19 protein-coding genes, 2 tRNA genes and 1 pseudogene are annotated in these 18,832 nt (G+C 63.3%); 13 read left to right on the top strand and 9 right to left on the bottom strand.

What is annotated here, in order from left to right:
• Nucleotides 1-28: 28 nt before the first annotated feature.
• The gene (locus tag ACLBWX_RS20815; RefSeq protein WP_447678880.1) at nt 29-1,594 is read right to left on the bottom strand and encodes a DUF6538 domain-containing protein; all 1,566 of its coding nucleotides are present in this window, start codon (nt 1,592-1,594) and stop codon (nt 29-31) included.
• Nucleotides 1,595-1,830: 236 nt separating this feature from the next.
• On the opposite strand from ACLBWX_RS20815, the pseudogene ACLBWX_RS20810 reads away from it, so the two are divergent.
• A pseudogene (locus ACLBWX_RS20810) lies at nt 1,831-2,010 on the top strand (DUF6538 domain-containing protein); the annotation flags it as partial.
• A 33-nt stretch (nt 2,011-2,043) separates the two neighbouring features.
• On the top strand, nt 2,044-3,519 hold the full coding sequence (locus tag ACLBWX_RS20805) for a tyrosine-type recombinase/integrase (RefSeq protein WP_447678898.1): 1,476 nt from the start codon (nt 2,044-2,046) through the stop codon (nt 3,517-3,519).
• A gap of 110 nt (nt 3,520-3,629) precedes the next feature.
• On the opposite strand, the gene ACLBWX_RS20800 is transcribed toward ACLBWX_RS20805, so the two are convergent.
• Complete coding sequence (locus ACLBWX_RS20800; protein WP_447678879.1) at nt 3,630-5,264, bottom strand: GmrSD restriction endonuclease domain-containing protein; 1,635 nt, start codon at nt 5,262-5,264, stop codon at nt 3,630-3,632.
• Between the two features lie 254 nt (nt 5,265-5,518).
• Between ACLBWX_RS20800 and ACLBWX_RS20795 the strand changes: the two genes are divergently transcribed.
• The 4 genes from ACLBWX_RS20795 (at nt 5,519) to ACLBWX_RS20780 (ending at nt 8,325) form a co-directional block, all read left to right on the top strand.
• Nucleotides 5,519-6,154, top strand: coding sequence for a recombinase family protein (locus ACLBWX_RS20795; protein ID WP_447678878.1), 636 nt, complete (start codon nt 5,519-5,521; stop codon nt 6,152-6,154).
• A 17-nt stretch (nt 6,155-6,171) separates the two neighbouring features.
• Nucleotides 6,172-6,819: a hypothetical protein gene (locus tag ACLBWX_RS20790; RefSeq protein ID WP_447678877.1), complete on the top strand. Its 648-nt coding sequence runs from the start codon at nt 6,172-6,174 to the stop codon at nt 6,817-6,819.
• 229 nt (nt 6,820-7,048) lie between these two features.
• Entirely contained in the window at nt 7,049-7,675 is a 627-nt protein-coding gene (locus ACLBWX_RS20785; RefSeq protein WP_447678876.1) for a hypothetical protein, read from the top strand.
• On the top strand, nt 7,672-8,325 hold the full coding sequence (locus ACLBWX_RS20780) for a hypothetical protein (RefSeq protein WP_447678875.1): 654 nt from the start codon (nt 7,672-7,674) through the stop codon (nt 8,323-8,325). Before ACLBWX_RS20785 ends, ACLBWX_RS20780 begins: the two co-directional genes overlap by 4 nt.
• A 1,156-nt stretch (nt 8,326-9,481) precedes the next feature.
• On the opposite strand, the gene ACLBWX_RS20775 is transcribed toward ACLBWX_RS20780, so the two are convergent.
• Together ACLBWX_RS20775 and ACLBWX_RS20770 are read right to left on the bottom strand one after the other, a co-directional pair.
• On the bottom strand, nt 9,482-9,922 hold the full coding sequence (locus tag ACLBWX_RS20775) for a hypothetical protein (protein WP_447678874.1): 441 nt from the start codon (nt 9,920-9,922) through the stop codon (nt 9,482-9,484).
• Between the two features lie 476 nt (nt 9,923-10,398).
• A tRNA-Ser gene (locus tag ACLBWX_RS20770) sits at nt 10,399-10,488 on the bottom strand.
• A gap of 231 nt (nt 10,489-10,719) precedes the next feature.
• Between ACLBWX_RS20770 and ACLBWX_RS20765 the strand changes: the two genes are divergently transcribed.
• The 6 genes from ACLBWX_RS20765 (at nt 10,720) to ACLBWX_RS20740 (ending at nt 14,465) form a co-directional block, all read left to right on the top strand.
• Nucleotides 10,720-11,799 carry an HD-GYP domain-containing protein gene (locus tag ACLBWX_RS20765; protein ID WP_447678873.1) on the top strand — a complete coding sequence of 360 codons (1,080 nt, stop codon included), beginning with the start codon at nt 10,720-10,722 and terminating at the stop codon, nt 11,797-11,799.
• Nucleotides 11,800-12,012: 213 nt separating this feature from the next.
• Complete coding sequence (locus tag ACLBWX_RS20760; RefSeq protein ID WP_447678897.1) at nt 12,013-12,480, top strand: MarR family winged helix-turn-helix transcriptional regulator; 468 nt, start codon at nt 12,013-12,015, stop codon at nt 12,478-12,480.
• Nucleotides 12,481-12,818: 338 nt separating this feature from the next.
• Nucleotides 12,819-13,277, top strand: coding sequence for an NUDIX hydrolase (locus ACLBWX_RS20755; protein WP_447678872.1), 459 nt, complete (start codon nt 12,819-12,821; stop codon nt 13,275-13,277).
• A gap of 171 nt (nt 13,278-13,448) precedes the next feature.
• Nucleotides 13,449-13,523 (top strand) — tRNA-Thr (locus ACLBWX_RS20750).
• A 263-nt stretch (nt 13,524-13,786) separates the two neighbouring features.
• The gene (locus ACLBWX_RS20745; RefSeq protein ID WP_447678871.1) at nt 13,787-14,068 is read left to right on the top strand and encodes a hypothetical protein; all 282 of its coding nucleotides are present in this window, start codon (nt 13,787-13,789) and stop codon (nt 14,066-14,068) included.
• Between the two features lie 37 nt (nt 14,069-14,105).
• Nucleotides 14,106-14,465 carry a hypothetical protein gene (locus ACLBWX_RS20740; RefSeq protein WP_447678870.1) on the top strand — a complete coding sequence of 120 codons (360 nt, stop codon included), beginning with the start codon at nt 14,106-14,108 and terminating at the stop codon, nt 14,463-14,465.
• A 40-nt stretch (nt 14,466-14,505) separates the two neighbouring features.
• Here ACLBWX_RS20740 and ACLBWX_RS20735 read toward each other — a convergent pair whose 3' ends face one another.
• From ACLBWX_RS20735 to ACLBWX_RS20725, 3 genes are all read right to left on the bottom strand, one after another.
• Nucleotides 14,506-14,670, bottom strand: a complete 165-nt coding sequence (locus ACLBWX_RS20735; protein WP_447678869.1) for a hypothetical protein — start codon at nt 14,668-14,670, stop codon at nt 14,506-14,508.
• Nucleotides 14,671-15,250: 580 nt separating this feature from the next.
• Nucleotides 15,251-15,445, bottom strand: a complete 195-nt coding sequence (locus tag ACLBWX_RS20730; protein ID WP_447678868.1) for a hypothetical protein — start codon at nt 15,443-15,445, stop codon at nt 15,251-15,253.
• Between the two features lie 266 nt (nt 15,446-15,711).
• A complete protein-coding gene (locus tag ACLBWX_RS20725) occupies nt 15,712-16,041 on the bottom strand; it encodes a hypothetical protein (RefSeq protein ID WP_447678867.1) in 330 nt (109 codons plus the stop codon).
• Between the two features lie 342 nt (nt 16,042-16,383).
• Between ACLBWX_RS20725 and ACLBWX_RS20720 the strand changes: the two genes are divergently transcribed.
• On the top strand, nt 16,384-17,502 hold the full coding sequence (locus ACLBWX_RS20720; protein WP_447678866.1) for an FAD-binding domain-containing protein: 1,119 nt from the start codon (nt 16,384-16,386) through the stop codon (nt 17,500-17,502).
• A 35-nt stretch (nt 17,503-17,537) separates the two neighbouring features.
• On the opposite strand, the gene ACLBWX_RS20715 is transcribed toward ACLBWX_RS20720, so the two are convergent.
• Nucleotides 17,538-17,753 (bottom strand): winged helix-turn-helix domain-containing protein, encoded by a 216-nt coding sequence (locus ACLBWX_RS20715; RefSeq protein WP_447678896.1) that lies wholly within the window; start codon nt 17,751-17,753, stop codon nt 17,538-17,540.
• A 55-nt stretch (nt 17,754-17,808) separates the two neighbouring features.
• Nucleotides 17,809-18,747, bottom strand: coding sequence for an IS481 family transposase (locus ACLBWX_RS20710; RefSeq protein WP_447676926.1), 939 nt, complete (start codon nt 18,745-18,747; stop codon nt 17,809-17,811).
• Nucleotides 18,748-18,832 lie beyond the last annotated feature (85 nt).

Below are 18,832 nucleotides of genomic sequence, written 5' to 3'. Positions count from 1 at the left end.
CATCTGAGGGGGGCGCCCCTCCGGAGGGCTAGGAGGCGGATCGGGTAGTCGGGAGTTCCTCGGACATCCCGACGATGCCACCCGGCGAAACTACTTCCGGAGCGTCGAGGACGTATCGTGGGAACAGCCGCATCTCGCGCGCCATCACGTCGACCTTGACCGATCCGTACCTACCGCCCTCGGTCCTGGGGGCATGCCCCTGGATGGCATCGAGGACCGCCTCCGGCATTCGGCATGCCCGGCCGCGCGTCTTGAAGCTGTGACGCCAGCCGTGGTTCGGATCGACGCCGACGTCGTCGATCCCGAGCTTGCGGACCCAGGCCGCCAACCGCTCCCCGACCTTCTTCGACAGCGGGTTGGCCTCCGAGCCGCCGCGACCGCGCGCGGGATCGTAGAACAAGGGGCCCTTCCGCGTCGCGACGTAATCGAGGAAGCCCATCTCGACGAGATGCGGGTGGATCGGCACGTCACGGAACCGCTTCGTCTTCACCGTGCCCGCCTCCGGGGTAATGCGGAAGACCGGTACGCCGCCCTCATGGCGCACGTCCTGCCGCCGCAGCTGGGTGATCTCACCGACCCGCGCCCCGGAATAGGCGCACAGCCACGGGACCCACCTGCGTGCCGCCGCATGTTCGGGGCTGAGGCGCGACCCTCGGGGGGCGAGGGCCGCTGCGAGGATGATGTTCGCCTCCTCCTCGGTGAAGTCGCGGTCGCGCAGCACGACCGCCCCCACGACCTTGACCCGGATGTCCGCGCAAGGGTTGGTCGCGACCTTGCGATCGCCCTTGAGCCAGCCGAAGAGCGCCTTGGCCGAGGCGACGTAGACGTCACGGATGGTCTTGTCGCCGCGTCCCTGCCCACGGAGCGAGGCGACCCAATCCGAGATGTCGTCCGGGGTCATACGGGCGAGGTCGTCATGGCCAGCAGATACGGCCAGCGTCGCCAAGGCCGGTGCCCAACGTTTCCGGGTCGAGGCGGCGAGCTTCGACACGTCGGCGTAACGCGCGAAGCACTCCTGTAGCGGAAGGACCACGGCCTTGACCGGCATCTTGGGGAACCGGCCCGCCATCGGGTCGGGGCTAAAATCCCCTTCAAGGTACTTCGCGCTTTGATCGACGGCCTGGAGGATCGCCTTGGCGATCGCGTACTCCAATGCATCGCGCGTGGCCTGATCGAACGCCAGTCCCTTGCCAGCGAAGTGGGCGTCGATTTCCGCGCCGTGGAGGCGTCGGAACGCCTTGCGGTTTTCAGGCGTCGGATCCTTGAGGAACGCGTCGATCACCGCTGCCGAGATGAGGTTGAACATCGGCGAGAACCGCCCCTCCCGGAACTGCGGGATCAGGTCCTCGTAGAACTCGCCCGCGATGGCGTTGACCTCAAGGAGGCTTAGGCACCGGACACCGGCCCGAAGGTTCTCCCAGCGGCGCTCCACCAGGACGGCGTGCGCGGCATGCCGGCGCTTGGCTTCGCCAACGTCCTTCGTCCCGAGGCTGGCCTTCTCCTCGCGCTTACCGACGAGCGCCAGGAGATCCTTCGGGACCCGCTTTCGGAACCAGAAGACGCCGGTCTTCGGATGGGGCCAGGGACGCGACATAGCGAGGACCACGTGTGTACCACCCGTGTGTACCACCGGACGGCCGCGAAGTCGCTGTTCCTATTGGGATCGATCTGAAAATAAAGGCTTTTCAGGTCGTTGTGGCGGAGAGGGGGGGATCCTCTGCCATCGACCCGTAAGTCACTGACACAACAGGCAAGTATCTGAAAGAGATCGCCTTTCCACGCTCTTATGCTACAGAACTCGCTACAAAAATCAAAGACACGGAGCGAGCGGTGGCAGGCAAGGTTCGGCATCTCTTGCATGTCCGTGGGCGCTACTCAGCGCGCCTTGCCGTGCCGGTGGCCCTACGCAGCATCGTTGGCAAGCGCGAGCTACTGCAGCCCCTCGGCGCGGATCGTGTCGTGGCCCTACGTAAGCTCCCTGGTGTCGTGGCCGAGATGCAAGCGGTTCTCGACGCCGCGCGAGCCAGAGCGAAGGAGGGAGATATGATCCACGCCCCGGCACGCCGGGGTCGCATGCTCTCGGCGGAGCAGATGGCGCGAGAGCACTACGTATCCCAAATCGCCTTTGACCAGGAGATTAGGGAGAACGACGAACATGCAGGCGCGGGCTTCGTAGACGACATCCGCGCTGCGAACCTCGGGCACGCAATGGCCGGCGCTGCGAACAACGCGGAGCTCAACGCTCTTGTAGGCCACATCCTCGCAAACTTTCGCTTGCGCGGGCATACCAAGGTCACGCCGGTCTCGGACGACTTTCGCAAGACGGCGATGGCGCTGGTCGTAGCTGAGCGGGAGGCGTTGGCCGTCTCAGCAGCTCGTGATGACGGCGACCTCACAGCGGCGACTTCCCACCCTCTCTTAGCAGCGGAGAGGCCACTTGATCCAAGGCCAGTCTCGCCGCGCATCCTCGGACCGGACAGCACCAAGCCGCTTAGCGAGATCCTTCCCCTCATGGCGGCGGAGAAAAAGGCACCGCCCGCGAGCATCCGCGAGTATGAAGTCGCTGTCCGCATGTTCGATGAGCATCTGAGTGAGGCCCGGCCGGTCTACTCAATCACTCGGCGCGACGTGCTCTCCTACAAGGCAGCACTCATGGAGACCCCGGCCAACTACACGAAGCGCTTCCCCAACATGCCGCTCCCCGAAGCGGTCAGGTTGAACAGAGCGCGGGCGAAGCCGTTCCCGGTCCTCAACGCCAAGACGATCAACGCAAAGTGGTTGTCACGACTAGGGTCTATTCTGAAGTGGTGTGTCAACAACGAAGTGATACCGGACAATCCGGCGACTGGCGTTAGGGTGGATCAGATCACCGGGACTGCCGCGCCCCGTGTGAACTTCACGCCAAGCGACCTCGCAAGGATCTTTGCAGCGCCTCTGTTCCAGAAAGACGTCGCACTGGGGGAACGGCAGTGGGCGCTCCTAATCGCGCTTCACGCTGGTCTACGGGCGAGTGAGATTGGCCAGCTCAAGCTCGACAGCGTGCGACGCGAACGCGGCGTTCTCGCTTTCGCAGTCGAGGAGCAAGTCAAGACTACTGGGTCGGCACGCCTCATGCCGGTCCACTCGACACTCATCCGACTCGGGCTTGAAGAACACGTTGCAGCGCTCCTGGCCGCTGGGCAGATCCACCTATTTCCTGATTGGTATGAGAAGGCTACAGCAGTCCCAAGTTTAGGAGGCGGACGTGCTCGTAACATCCAATTTTCGCAAGTGCTTCCGCGTTGGTTCAACCGGACCTATCTGCGAAGCGTAGGCATCGTCGATGATCGCAAGGTGTTCCACTCGTTTCGGCATACTTTCAAAACTGCGCTGTCTCGAGCTGGTGTGCCGCGGTCTATTAGCGACGACCTGACAGGCCATAGTGATCAAACGGCAGGCGGGAAGTATGTCCATGAAAATTCGGTGGAAGCGATGCGTGATGCTTTGGAGAAAATCCGGTTCGACGAGATCAATTTTTGATTTACAAGGCCGCTAACGATACACAGAAGCATTGCCTCAGCCAAAATGTTCGAGATTGCGCACTGAAAACAATCAGCACGCAATCTGAGTCGGATGAACTTACGCGATAACTACCAGCGAGCGAGTCTCGAAGCAGTTTCATCGAGTGTCTTTGATCGCTCCGATATGAACAAATCGTAATCATCATTCATTGCTGCGCTCAACGCGGCAGAAGAAATCAAGTTGGCATCGAGAGCGTCCTGAAACTTTGGACCTAGCGACAGCTGGCAGTCCTTGAGGTAGTCAGAGGGAGCTCTATTTGTGATGATTTTGTTACTTGACGCGGTGAGCATTACTATATTCGAAAGTATATTTGCCCTTGCTGCGCCGACGTTCTTGTGGTTTTTAAGGTAATCTCGCGGAAAGAAGTGATGGAACTCCTTGTTGTTTCCTTGATATAGCGCCTGATAAGTATCAATCTTTGCGCCAGTTAGTAAATCAATTGGCTTATTAAAGGAAAGTAAAAGTATCAATATTTTTGAACGGGCCGAATTTGACCTGAAGCCTTGTGAGCTCCACACGTTTATGCTCGGCTTTGTAGCTGGAAGATCAATCTCAACTGTTTTATTTTCAGCAAATCTATGGACCGCCAGTTGATCGGCCGCCATGTTGCCTGTGTTCCACCCTCCGAAGTAGCCGCTTACAGCAGATCTCCAAAACCACTCCCTAATCGTCATCAGTTGCGAAGCATTTGGCTTTGGCAGAACCCTAAAAAGCTCTCCTAACACAACAATCTGATTAGCGTAAGGCAGTTGGCTATCAGCCGGAATGTGGATTTCTGTCGAGAGAAAATCGACAGCCTTTGCATATGCAACTTTTGTATTGCCCGCAGCCGCCTTTAATTCGGAAGCTCCGTGCTTTCTGAGCTGATCAATACTTGACTCGGAGAATCCACCGCCCGCTGAAGCGGACAGACTTCTCAGTATAGTCTTTCTCTCAATGCCGCCAAAGTTCTTTGCTTCGAGCTCTGACAAAATTTCTTCTATCGAATCAATAAGGTCAAATTCCTCACTCCAAGTTGCGGCCCTCATCAAGTCTACTATAGTAAGGGGCGTGCCCTTACTGTTGATCCGCTCAAAGATCGGCGCTACAGCCTCAAGCGACATCTCGTGCAGTGTAACAGTAGCAATTTTGTAATCCTTAAATCTGTCGAACAACTCTTTAGCCGCAGTCTTCATCTCGCCCTTATCTGGCGCACTCAAGGTGTCCAAGGCAGCAACCTGACCAAAGAAAGCGGATGGATCAGGGATTTTGTTGAGGCGTATCTGATGGGATGGCGGATCATCAAGTGTGTTGAGGTGGGAGAACTTTTTATTGCGCAAATCGTAGGCCAAATTCCACTTACTGTCTGGATCGCTACCGTTCCAATATAGGGCTCCGCAGATAGTCGAAAGCCTCTGCTGCCCATCAAGCAAATAGTTAACAGGGTAATCCTCTTGAGTATCGGCAATAGCTAGATCTGAAATATTGCGCTCGCTGCGCAGACGCTCTCGGCTTCGCCATAGCAAAACACTTCCTACTGGATAATTATTTGATATTGAGTCCAGTAAATCAATTACCTGATGCTTTTCCCATACGAAATCACGTTGAAATTTAGGTAATAGAATATCGCCCTTTAGAATTCTCGATGCCAGCTCTTCGAGTCGATCTACTGTCGGCTCGGGAGCTCTTTGTTTAACGCTGACAATTGCTGGACTACCGGCCATCTTGCACGTTCGCCTATTTTCGAGACCCACGTTTCACCATCGCTTGGACCATGAGATTTTCCAAGCTGAATCTGCGCAGACCTCATCGGCCGTTTCGCACCTGCTTTTTCTAACTAAGCTCTGTGGTCTCGCTCGTAGGGGTATGCCCCTGCGGACACCCACTGTGACCGCTGAAACTCTGTCCGTAAGGGTTGACCTGCCCATTCGGACAGGCTAATTATCGGACAGCACCACAGCGGACACGGACCATCGCCATGCGGACTGTTCTCTACGCTCGCGTCTCGACTGCCGACCAGACCAGTGCGCACCAGCGCAAGCAGGCCGAAGGAGCCGGGTTCAAAGTGGACGACGTTGTAGTCGATGAGGGCGTGTCGGGCGTGAGCACCACGCTCAGGGAGCGGCCCGAAGGTCGCCGCCTGTTCGATAAGCTCCGGGCCGGCGACGTTCTCGTGGTCCGCTGGGTGGATCGTCTCGGCCGCAACTACGCGGATGTGACCGAGACCATCCGAGAGTTCATGCGCCGGGGCGTCGTCGTGAAGACGGTCATCAACGGCATGGTGTTCGACGGTGCGACCACGGACCCGGTGCAGATGGCAGTTCGGGACGCGCTGATCGGGTTCCTCGCCGCTACCGCCCAGGCCCAGGCCGAGGCAACGAAGGAGGCCCAGAAGGCCGGCATCGCGCACGCAAAGGCCCAGGACGACGACAGCTACCGGGGCAGGAAGCCGTCCTACACCCGCGCCCAGCTTGAGGCCGTCCGCGATCTCCTTGCCCAGGGCTCCGGCATCTCGGCCATCGCCAAGGAGACCGGCCTAAGCCGACAGACGATTTACCGCGTCCAAAGCAACCCGGCCGAGGCCGAGGCCGCGCTTGCTCGCTGGGCCGCGTGATGAGGGAGAACCACCCTGTGACCGTCCCGTCCGAGAAGCGCCGATACGTCAAGCTCACCGAAGCCGAGTGGGCCGAGGCCGAGGCCGCTTGGGCTTCCGGTGCAGTCTCGCTCCCCGAGCTAAGCCATCAGTTCGGCACGACCGAGCGCGGCCTACAGGCCCGGTTCGCCCGGCGCGGCATCGAGAAGGGGGAGGCCGCGAAGGCGCTCGCCGCCCAGGTTGTTGCACGGGTTGCGGAGGAGCATGCCTCGCAGGTGAGCACCCTCGCGGAACGAGCTACGACGATCCGGGAGGCCACCTACGCCCACGCGGTGAAGGTCGAGGGCATGATCGTGGCTCGTCTCGATGCCGCCGCTGCCGACCCAGCCCAGACTTTCGCTGCCGCTGCCGCGATCAAGATGCTCACCAATGCAGCCTCAGCACTCGAACGTCTTCACAGTCTCAAGCGCAGCGCGCTGGGCATCTCCGACGATGACGTGAACGACGATGAAATCCCGGTTCTGGTGATCCGTGACATGACGAACACTGAGATCGAGGACATGCGGAACAAGCAGGATGAGGAAGACGCGCTCAGCGGCTCATTCATTGACATCCACCCCGATATGTCATCGCAAGAAGACAATGATGTGGTGATCGAAGACGGCGACGAAGACGGCGATCTGTAAATCGTCGCATCAACTCTTGAGCGAACGTGTGATCAACAAGAGGGGGTGGGGTCGAGGTCGAAGTCCTAGAGAATTTCGACTTCCCCGAAGGGGGTCCAGCATGCGTCCGCAGCCAGTTTTCGACCACGAAATCTCTCAGGCGCCGTTCACGTTTGGTTCTTGAAGAGCAGGGTCTCATGCGTTAATATATGCATGCATTCGACCTTCAGCTTCGGACATAACCGCGACAATGACGACCGCTTCCGTGAAACCGTCTCAGGCCATGCTCGGACTGCCAGCCGAACGCCTCGCCCAGCTACGCGCCATCGCTAGCCGACGCGGTGTCTCTGCCGTCGAGGTCGTGGAGCGCGCGATCCGGGAGGCCATTGAGGACAAGGAGATCGGTGACGATCTCCCCGGCCTCTGTGAGGTCTTGCTGGTTGGGCACGATCTGCTGGAAGTCACCATCCGTGGCCGGGCACTCCCGCCCCTGGACCGACTCCAGGCTCAGGCTTTCGCAACCCTGCTGAGTGCCGCCGCTGGACGCGAGGCGCTGCCGGACCGGGACTTCAAAGTCGGCACGGCCATCAGCATCACGCTGGACGACGGCCACAAGCTGACCGTTGGCCGGCATGTGCGAGCCGTGTTGCTCGCCGTCGAGAACGGCAAGACGGGCGAGACCATGTTCCGCACCGCGACGACAGCGAGCCTCGCGCGCGACTTCGCCGCTCTACTCCGCAAGCACGCGGCCAGTATGACCCCGGCCCTCACAAAGACGCTACCGGACGGCTCTGTCGTCCTGACTGATCTAGTCAACCGCATCCTCAACACCGAGACCGCCATGCCCAGCATCCCGACTGGAAAGACCAAGCAGTGACCGTCCATCATCTCGACCGGGCGGAGCATGACCGCCCGAACCTTCTCCGTCTCGCTCTCGAAGATCTCCACCACGCCGACGTGCTCAAGCGTCTCGTGGCCGGCGCCGCCCAGGGCGACGCGGACGCCTTCTTAAGCGCCGCTGCCCAGGTGACGTGGCCGGGCGGCTGGGCGGACGCTCTGCGCCTCCTCGTGCCCCTCGGGGCCGTGCCCGGCGCGATCCAGTCGGCTTTCCGCGACGCATGGCAGGCCAGCGCATCGCAGCCGTTCGGGTTGCGCCGCACATTGACGTGCGACCTCCTCGGGCAGGACGCGCTTCTTCTTGACGGTCTGGCCGTCCTACTGCCGCCACCCCGCCCCGTCCCAGCGCCCGCGACGTTCTACACGGTCGCGCCCCTGGACGGCTACCAGTCCGGGCATCTCGGCTGCTGGTGGACCACGGAGCGCAGCTTGGCGCTGCCGGTCTCGCTCGCGACCTCGGCGTTCCACGAATGGGACGGCGACCTCGTGTTGCTCGCGACGGAGGCCCCGGCGAGCGCCATCGTCTACGACGCCGACGATCTCGAAGTGCTGATGGACCCGCGCCGGCTCGGGCCGGTCCGCATGCTCGGGACGCTCGGGGACGACCGGGAGAACGTGCTGGCCGCCTGAAACGAGTGAGCCGCCCACCCCGGCCAGGGTGAACGGCTCGATTATCATCATGCCCCCTGATTTTACGACCGCACTCGACACGGCGCAAGCCGAGGCGCGCCCATGCTGCGCCCCGGCGCTGGTCTCGCTCGCCAACGCCCCGGCCAGCGGCGTCTCGTCCGATGTGCAAAAAAGTCTGCGCCGAACCACCCGCGTTAGTCCACTTGCGGATCGCCAGTTCCTCAACGAGTTCAAGGCACTTAGCGGCCTCGCCAGTTACCACGCGCCGGCCCTCTCGGGCGTGACGCCTATAGTAAGTATGGGTATGGGATCTGAGCCCTCTGACCCTCTCCCCTCCCACCTGACGAAGAAGCCGAGGCACTGGCGCGACGCGACGGACGAGACCCAGGGGTTCTTCGCGTTCCAGGCCCTTGCGGAAGCCTGCCCGGTCGTCGCGTTCACGGCGTGGTGCTCCCCTGAGATCGACGCCAAGGCCCGCGCGACCGGCACGCCGCTTCGGTGGCTCCGCAAGCGCCTCAAGGAAAAGCTGGACGCAGCCCTCGGGCCTGTCGAGTGGGTGGCCGCGTTGGAGGAGGAGAAGACCAAGGACGGCAAGCTCCTTCTCCATGTCCACGGCGCTGGTGCCTTCGGAGACCTAACCCGCAGCCGGCACGCCAAGATCGCAGAGGCGATGCGGCGCGCTCTGGGCGAGTGGGAGGGGCCCGGCGCCCGGTATCAGATCGAGCTCAAGATCGCGCGGGACGCCGGCTGGGCCTCCTACATCACGAAGCGGTGCTGGCTCGCCCGGCCCTACATCCGCGAACGCTTCGCCTGCGCAGGCGCGCGCTCCCCGTGGCGCCTCTCCTTCGACGGCCCGGCGTTCACGATGACGAACGGCGTGCGAGCACGGGCGAAGGAGTTGCACCAGCAGGCCCGAGAACTCGTCATGGAAGCCCGTGAGCGGGCGAAGGGACAGACGGGCCTCCTGGCTCTCCCCGAGCCCGAGATGCCCGTCCCTGAGTCTCTCAGGCGGACGCCCACGGCGCTCTCCGCTCATGGAGAACCAGCCGGTCTCGCACCGGCCAGACAGACACGCAATTCGGCGCCCGAGACCATCCGGTCCCGGCCGATGACCGCTGCCCGGTCGCGAGACCCGCCCGGCCCAGGATCGAGGGTATCAGCGGGTCCGGACCCGCCCCTGCCCGAACGCCGTCTCGTAGGTCAGGTCTCCGAACACGAATTGGCCGCGCTGGCCGTTGCTCAACGCGACGATGGCCGAGCCGGTCATGAACCCGGCCTGTCGCGTCACGATGGCCTCGCCGCGCACACGGGCGCCGCAGGAGACAGGGATGATGATCGTGGGGTTCGGATCTCGCACCGCCCAGGTGCCTGTGCAGCGGATGGAGCCGGGGAAGGCGACCCAGAACTCCCCGACGCCGTTGTTGTAGCCTGTGGCCTGTCCGGCAGCGGGCGACCCGTTCGTCAACTGCCCGGTGATCGGGATGGCGAACAACGGCGCGGGTTGCGCAAGTGCCACACCGGGCAGGAGAACCGACACGAGGGCGAGGGCGAGCTTCTTCATGCCCGGCGCCGTAGCGGCCACGGCCGAGCTTGTCACCAGAACGCCACCAGCTTTCTGTGAACGATCACAGGAACTAAGTGGAGTGAAGTTAAGTCAGTGCTGACTGACGCTTAGCCCAAGACGATGTGCTTGACGTTTCCCACCTGACCGACCACGAGACCGCAGCCGACGAAGAAGTCGCACTACGCGATCCATGCCGGCTCTTGGGGTCCAACATGCACGAGAGAGAAATCGAGGTCGGCGATCTTCACGCGGACCTATGGGAGGGGCTTGTAATCGCGAGTCGCTGGGTCTCAGGGCCGCATGACACCACCGTGGGCGATCATCCAGCTCTAGGTCGGTGCGCGGTCAGTCACCCCGGGCTGGACGACTGGATCGTCTGGATCACCGAGAAGCCGATCACCGACACGGCCCGATAGGGCGCGGCTGCTACAAAGCGACACCCACAAAGAAACTACAAAGCCTCTTACGGATGCCAAGCTAAGTGCTTGCAATTGAGGGATAAAATCGAATGGCGGAGAGGGGGGGATTCGAACCCCCGATGCCCTTGCAGGCATGCCGCATTTCGAGTGCGGTGCATTCAACCGCTCTGCCACCTCTCCGCGAAGGCGCCTCGATGAGACGGCCGGTGACTAGCACGAGTGCTGCGGCTTTCACAAGCGGTGGATCGCGGGAAAGCGGACCCCGGGATCAAAAGCCATCAGCAGGCCGGTCCTCAAGATCGCGGGCCTTCAGACTTGCTTAACCGCAGGCAGGGACAGTCGAGACGTGGGAATCGGAATCCGTCGACGCCGGAGGGCGTCGCACGAGGTCCAGGATCGGGAATCCGAAGGATGGCACCGGACACCGGCACTGCCCTGATCGCGATCGTGGCCGGCTCCGCTCCCCTGCACCTCATCCGCGCCCTGTCACCTCTTGCCTGCCTGCTCCGCCCCGTCATCGGGCCGGCTCGGGATCTATCGCGTGAGTTGGCGCAGGATCTGACGTCCCTTCAGGCCTGCGACCTGATCCTGGTCGAGGCGGGCACGCAGGACCATCGCGCGGTCCTGACGCTGGTCGAGCGCGTGCGCGACCTGGCCGAGCATAACCGGACCCCGATCCTGCTGGTGGCGGCCGAGGCGGCGGCGAAGGTGCGGCGCGAGGCCGTCGCCGCGGGGGCCACCGATGTGATCGCCTGTCCGGTCGATGCCTTCGATCTGCGGACCCGGGTCGGAAATCTGCTCGAACTCTCGCTTGCCCGCCGTGCCGCCGAGCATCAGAGTCGCTTGGCGGCCCGCACCGTCGAGCGGGCCGTCGTCGAGGCAGCCGCCCGCGAGCGCGAGATCATCCGCCGTCTGATGCTCGCCGCCGAGTTCCGCGACGACCAGGCGGGGGGCCACCTCACCCGCGTCGCCGGCTGCGCGATCGCGATCGCCGAGGGTCTCGGCCTGTCGGAGGGGAAGGCGAACGACATCGCGTTCGCCTCGACCATGCACGACATCGGCAAGATCAGCATCCCGGACCACATCCTGATGAAGCCGGGCGCCCTCACCGAGCCCGAGCGCCAGGAGATGCAGCAGCATGCCCTGCGGGGCTACCGCATGCTCAACGACAGCCCGTCCCACCTGCTGCAACTCGCCTCCGACATCGCTCTCACCCACCACGAGCGCTGGGACGGCAACGGCTATCCTCAGGGTTTGAGGCGCACGGAAATTCCCCTGGCTGGCCGGATCATCGCGGTGGCCGACGTCTTCGACGCCCTCATCTCCGAGCGGGTCTACAAGAAAGCCTGGTCCCTCGAGCAGGCGCGCCAGCACATCGAGGCGCATGCGGGCAGCCACTTCGATCCCGATTGCGTTGCCGCCTTCGTCTCGCGTTGGAACGACATCGTCGTGCTGATCGCGGAGCATCCGCCGGAGAGCGCCGCGGCCTAAATCCGCCGGGTGCCGCCGCGTTCAGGCGTCGTCGCATACGCAAGCGAACGAGAAGGTGGCGCGCGGAAGCCCAGGATCCTGTTACAGCTGCGGCGAAACAGGCATATACTTGAGCTATCTACGTCCGCTATCCTCGATTGTCCTCAGGAGCGTTCCCCATCGTCCCCGGGATGCTGGGGTCGCGGGCTTCGGGAATTCAGTGGCATGGCATGCATGATCGACGTTCCCCGCAAGACGACCCCGCCCCTCACCGATCCGCTGCTCCTCGACAACCAGCTCTGCTACGCCCTCTACGCGGCCGCTCACCGGATGACGAAATCCTACCGCCCGATGCTGGAGCGCATGGGGCTGACCTATCCGCAATACCTGGTTTTTCTCGTGCTCTGGGAAACGGACGGAATCACGGTCTCGGAGATCGGACGACGCCTGCGCCTCGATTCCGGTACCTTGACCCCGGTGCTGAAGCGCCTGGAAGCCGCCGGCTTCCTCGTTCGCAGCCGCCGGCGCTCCGACGAGCGCGAGGTGGAGATCGCGCTGACGCCACGTGGGCAGAGCCTGCGGGCCGAGGCGACCGCCGTGCGTGAATCTGTGATGTGCCAGCTCAACATGTCGGAGCCGGAGGTCCAGGCCATGCGGGCCGATCTGAATGCCCTGATCGAGAATCTCAGCGCGGCCGGATGAGGCGCTGGCGCAGCTCCGTCCCGACGGCTCTTCCGACAATCCCTGAGAATCGGCGATGCGCGCGGGAAACTTTGCCGGATAAGTTTCCCTTGTATCGGGCGGCCTGCTCCCGCTAAGGCGGACCCTGCCGGACGTGCATCGACTCGGGCGAGCCAGCGTTCACACCTGTGTGGGATTGAGCCTATCGTGGATGACCATCGACCGGTCCAGTTGACCATCGCGACGGGGCTCCCGAGCACGGCGTCGGTCTCCCGCTGGCGCGCCCGATGGGTCAGTGGTGTTTCCGGTGGCGGACCCGTCGGCGTCGAACTCGCCGGGAAGTGCCGCGTTTTCGACCGATGAGTGCGCATGCGGGCGAAGCGGATCTGGCCCCGCGACGGCAGGTTGGGGTGTTGCCGTTCCGGCGGATGCCCGATGGCAGCTTCATGGTCATGCTCATCACCTCGCGCGAGAGCCGTCGCTGGGTGATCCCGAAGGGCTGGCCGATGAAGGGCCGCAAACCCTACGACGCGGCCGCCCGCGAGGCGTACGAGGAGGCAGGCCTCCTCGGAAACGTCGGCAAGCGCCCGCTCGGCTTCTACCTCTACGAGAAGCGTCTGAAGAGCCGGGATGCGGTCCTGTGCCAGGTCAAGGTGTTCCCCCTCGAGGTGCGCAAGCAGCTGAAGCACTGGCCGGAGCGCCATCAGCGCGAGGACCGCTGGTTCAAGCCCTCCGAGGCGGCCGACGCCGTGGCGGAGGCGGGTCTCGCCGCCATCATCCGGGCTGCCTGCAAGCGCGAAACCGGCGCCCTCGTGTGAGGTGTGCGGCGGGTCTCCCATGCGGCTCCGCCAGACGCCTGCGCGGAATTCGGTCGCCGACCCTCGAGAAACCGATACAATTCGCTGCAACGCGATTGCCAAGGGGGTGATGATCGGCTAATTGCCCGTCCGTCCGGTTCGCACGGCCCTCGCCGCAACCCAGGACGTTTGGCTGCTGTAGCTCAGTGGTAGAGCACCTCATTGGTAATGAGGAGGTCGACAGTTCAATCCTGTCCAGCAGCACCACTTTCCCCTTTAAAAAACAAAGACCTAGGGGTGGCGGCACCGAGGTGCGCCAAGCTGGTTTTCTGGTCGGGAAGCACCTGGGAAGCACGATTTCTAGAAAGTGATCTGTCTGCTCACGTCGCCGGATCGCGCTAAGCCCAAGTTCGAGCTTTGGCGGCTCGTTAGCATCGATGCCACGTCTCCATGCGGATGAAATGGACGCGGAACGCGCCAGGTTATGCAACTGCATGCAGGCCTTGAACCGCAGGCCCGGGAGCATTCAAATGAAACTCGCCGTCCTATCGCTGGCAGCCATCAGCCTGCTCACTACGGCGCAGGCGGACGCGCAGAGCCTTCCGCCCCCGGCCGATGCCCCAAGCGGCAGAGAAGCCCCTCGAACGAAGCGCGAGCGTGATCTCGGCTTGGATGGCAAGCCGCGTGGTCAACGGGAGCTGTCGGCCCCTGACAGGGACGGGAACTCGACGGAGGAGCCCGATGCCGACGAGGATGACGATCTTGGGGAGGCGCTTCGTGAGGTTCAGCCCGCCAAGCCACAGGCTCGTTAATCGTCGGCGGCCTCCCACGCGCTCCCTGATGCTCGCCATGCTGCTGACCGTCTCGGCGGTGATCAGCGCCCGCGCTGAGCCTGCCTCGACCCTTGAGGGACTGTGGCAGCTGCTTGGCTCCTGTTCGCAGTCGGTTGGCGGTCCGTCAGGGTCGGCCGGCTCGGAGGTCACGGTCCTGTTCAGCATCAAGCGGGATGGCAACCTGCAGGGGCAGCCGCGGATCACGCACTCGAAACTGGTCGGCGACGAGGCAGCTCAGAAGGAGTTCCTCGCCCGAGTGCTCAGCAGCATCGCGCGCTGTTTCCCACTTTCGATCACGGACGGCCTTGGCGGAGCCGTTGCCGGCAGGCCATTGCGTCTACGGGTAATGAACCGCGCGAGGGAGCGGGGCGCCTAGCGAACTCATGGTGGCCACGTACCCATTGGGACGGGAGAGCCTAGCGATCCTCGATCAGGGCCTCGACCGATTGGATCTTGGCCTCGAAACCAGCGATCCGCTGCAAGACGCTTTTGCCGGGTGACGGGCCGCTCGCCTCCGCTTCCAGCACCAGAAAGTGCTGTTCGGCTCTCCAGCGTTCGATGAGCGCTTCCAGATCTGACATACCAGAGGAAGCTCCGCCCGAGCGGGTGTGTTCCTTCTCGGCGAGGTTTGTCCCAAATGGCAGCCTGCTTCGATCGGCGATCATCCAAGTGCGTTGCCCTATGCCTAAGGGATCGCGGCTGAGGCGGACTTATGCTCCAAAAGCCAAGTCTCGTTCCCGGCTCAGGAGTTGAGACTCAAATGAGCGTAGTTGCTCTTCGGCGCCCCGCCCTACGCATGCTCTGAAGGCATCATCTACGAAAATGCCGAAAGGCCGGTTGCGCCCGCCACACTCCTGGAAGGCAGTGCTCACGGCTGCACCGGGAAGGGCGTCGTAAGCAACAGGATAAGCAGCAAGAGCCGGCCAAGTCCGTGCTTCGATTTTTTGAGCGCAGGCATCTCAGTTACCGTAACCAATCCACCAAGGCCCTGGACCTCGTTCGCGATTGGGGCCGACGGTTTCATGCGTCCGCTCTTGGCATCGAATGCCGCACGCTGAGACTGCCGATAGGCTGCCATGTCCGCCGCCGTTTACCCACCTCTGCGCTTTCCGGAGGTGATCTTAGCTTGCTCCATGTGTCTTGCTCGTGGTGATCCAGCAATCAAAGGCCATCCAGCAGAGGCTCAACTCTTCCGAAGTAGTATCGCCTTTCGCGTTCGCTGAGTTCTTCCTCGCCCTTGTGCGCCATTTTCAAAGCAAGTTGGTGCTCAATCGAGCTTTGACCCATAAGTCCAGATTGGACTGCGATGATGATTTTGGCGTGCAGGTCACGATAGACAGAAGAATAGAAAGTCATTTCATTCCTCCTTCCGGCATATACGAGCCATCAAATCCGCGTGAGTGACCAAGCATTCGCGAGGAAGCTAGTTCCAGGTGGCAGCATAGTATGGATAAAACTTTTTTAATGACCCACAAATTTTCTTAGTTTCTGTTTGGCAATGCGTCGTTCGAATAAATTATACATTCAGCACTCACTCGCGTGCCTACCTCCACCTCGATCCATAACTCGACGTGAGCGCGCTTCGCGCCACCCTGGAGCTCACTGCTGGGGTGCCTGCACGTTCAGCTCGGAGCTCGCCAGCGCCGCAGGCTCCAGCGGCTCGTGGGCTTGCCGATAGGCAACCACTCCAATTCCTTGGGATGACCTTCGAGCAGCTCCTGCTGCGGGCTCGGCTTGTCCCCTGAAATGATCTCGACGTGGATGCGGCGGGGTTCAGTCCGGTGGGCGGATCGCTGCTCGGGCAATAGCCAGAGGCCGGTGAAGACGAACAGGCAGACTAGCGCGATGATGATCGCGTGCCAGTTCGGAGCCTCCTGGATCATCAGCACGACCAGGCCGCCAACGGCGAAGGCCGATGCAAAGCTTCTGTTCGTGACCCGATCAAACGTCATACGTCAGGGTCGAGCCGATCCGTCGCGATCCCATGAAACAAGACACTCAACTTGTCCGCACCAGGAACCTGCTCAACAGCCTGAAGTTCTCGAGGTCGCGAAGGGGCCCCGCTGCCAATTGCAAGGCGTCGCGCTTCGGGTGCCGTCGCCGAGCATAGATCCGGGCGGATGAGCACCGGTTTCAAGGGCTGAAGCCGAGCAGCGACGGTTCGGGGCAGCGAGGTGGCCCGTTGGCGATGCGAGCGTGAACCTCTGCTCGCGCAGGTCCGACCACTGGGGAATGGGTCGCATCGGCCAGATTGGTCCAGACCCTAGATGAACGGCATGGACCGCAACCTTCCCATGACCCGCGCCGCCGGGCTCGAGCGCCTGGCCGGATTTCTCGCCGGCGCCGGCGCGGCCTACGCTGCCGACCGCAACACCGATCGGGGTTCGGCCGACCCGCCGACGACCTCGGCGCTCTCACCCTATCTGCGTCGTCGTCTCATCACCGAGGCGGAAGTCGTAGCCGCCGCCGACCACGCCTTCGGCGACGGCGGCGCGGAGAAGTTCGTGTCCGAGGTCTTCTGGCGGACCTATTTCAAAGGCCACCTGGAGACCCACCCTTCCGCCTGGACGAACGCACTCGCGCTGGCCGCCGCGGATCATCAGCGCCTCGCAGCCGAGCCTGGCCTGCGCCGGACCTACGAGGCGGCGATAGAGGGGCGGACCGGCATCGATGGCTTCGACGACTGGGCGCGGGACCTTGTCGAGTCCGGCTGGCTCCACAACCACGCCCGGATGTGGTTCGCCTCGATCTGGATCTTCACGCTGCGTCTGCCCTGGGCGCTCGGAGCGGACTTCTTCATGCGCCACCTTCTCGATGGCGACCCGGCGAGCAACACGCTGTCGTGGCGCTGGGTGGCGGGCCTGCACACCCGCGGTAAGCACTACGTCGCGCGCGCGGAGAATATTCGCCGGTACACGGAGGGCCGCTACGATCCCGCCGGTCTCGACGAATATCCCGATGCGCTGGACGAGCCGATGCCGCCGCGCGAAATCCCGCTGCCCGCGGCCGATACTCCGCCGTCCGGCAACGTCGCGCTGCTCCTGCATCTCGACGACCTCCATCCGGAGAGCCTGCCCTTGGGCGGCGCGACGGTCATGCGCGTCGGCGGCCTGATCGCCCACACGGTTGGGGCGTCCGACCGCGTCAGGTCCGCGGATGCGGCCGCGATGATGGACGCCCTGGCCCGGGCCGAGGCGCATTTTGGTTGCCCGGTCGGATTGGTCGGGGCTGGATGGGCGGGCGACCTGCCGGTTTTGACGGCCTGGGCGCCCGTTGGGCCGTCGGCAGCGGCCCTGCCCGACAGGTGCCTGCGCGTGCGCCGCGCCTGGGACGAGGCGTCTTGGCCGCGATCCACGCGCGGGTATTCTCGGCTGCGCACCGCGATTCCGGCGGTGCTCGCGGCCCACCTCTGATACCAGCCGGCAATGATCGGCACCGATGAGCCCGGTCACGCAGTCCGAGGGATCGGCGGGCAGGTTTTTTCAAACGCCGCCAGCGTGGCCGGGTCCTCGGCACCCCGCGTGGCTGGGCGCTGGGCATCCTGCCGGGGGCGTGCCGAGAGCTTGCGGAAACCAAGCGCCTTGACCACACGACCGACCGAACCGTCGTCCAGGCTCACCCCGACGCGGGTTTGGATCCAGGCGGCCGGATTCTTGACCGTCAGCGCGCCACGCCGTCACGGTCTGGATCGAGGCTGCGCTGCACGATGGCGGCGAGCGCTAGGTGTCGTTGCCCAGAAGGTTGTTCAGCCTTTGCCAGGGTGTCTGTCGGCTGAGGGCGGAGTGGGTTCGGCTGGTGTTGTAGTGGTCGATCCCGGGGCTCATGGCGCGTATCCGCTCGGCGGACGAGGCGTAGGGCTCGGCGTAGATCCATTCGCGCAGCGAGGTCTGGATGAAGCGCTCGGCCTTGCCGTTGGTGCGCGGCGTGTAGGGCCGCGTCCGAACGTGGCGCAGGCCGGCCTCGGCGAGCAGATCGCGGAAGGCATGGCTGCGGTAGGCCGAGCCGTTGTCGCTCATCACGCGCTCGACGGTGACGCCGTGCCGGGCAAAGAACGCCAGCGCCTCGTTCATGAAGGTCAGCGCGCTCTGCTTGGTCTCGTCGGGCAGGACCGCCGTGTAGGCAAGACGCGAGGCGTCGTCGATGGCGACATGCAGGGCCTCCCAACCGATGCCGCGCCGGCCATCGCGCCGGTTGCCGGTGATGCGGTGACCGACGCCCTCGATCCGGCCGAGCTTCTTCGTGTCGATGTGGATGAGTTCGCCCGGCCTCTCGCGCTGGTAGCGGATGACCGGCGGTCGGGCTTCGAGCGCGCTGAGACGGCCGAGGCCCAGGCCGCGCAGGACTCGGCCGACGGTGGAACGTGGCAGGGCCAGGCGCTCGGCGATGACCTGACCCGTCAGCCGCGTGCGCCGCAGAGCCTCGACCTGCGTGCGGATCACGGGCGTGACACGCACCTTCGGTCGGAGGGGCGCCGAGCTTCTGTCGCGAAGCGCCCCCGCGCCACCCGCCCGAAAGCGGGCCAGCCACTTGTAGGCTGAGCGCTCGCTGAGGCCGGCGGCCTGCGCCGCCTCGGCCACGCGCCAGCCTTCGACCAGGATCCGGTTCACCAGGAGGGCTCGACCATGGACCGTCATGCGGGCATGCTGATGCGTGTTCATCCGGGGCGCTCGGTCAGGGTTGGTCGGCTTCGCAACCCCAGCCTCTCACCCCCGCCTCGGGTGAACAACCTTCATAGCTTCGACA

Source organism: Methylobacterium sp. M6A4_1b (genome assembly GCF_053345175.1).
The sequence above is the reverse complement of the archived record's forward strand: the minus strand, read 5'-3'. Positions and strand labels throughout refer to the sequence as shown.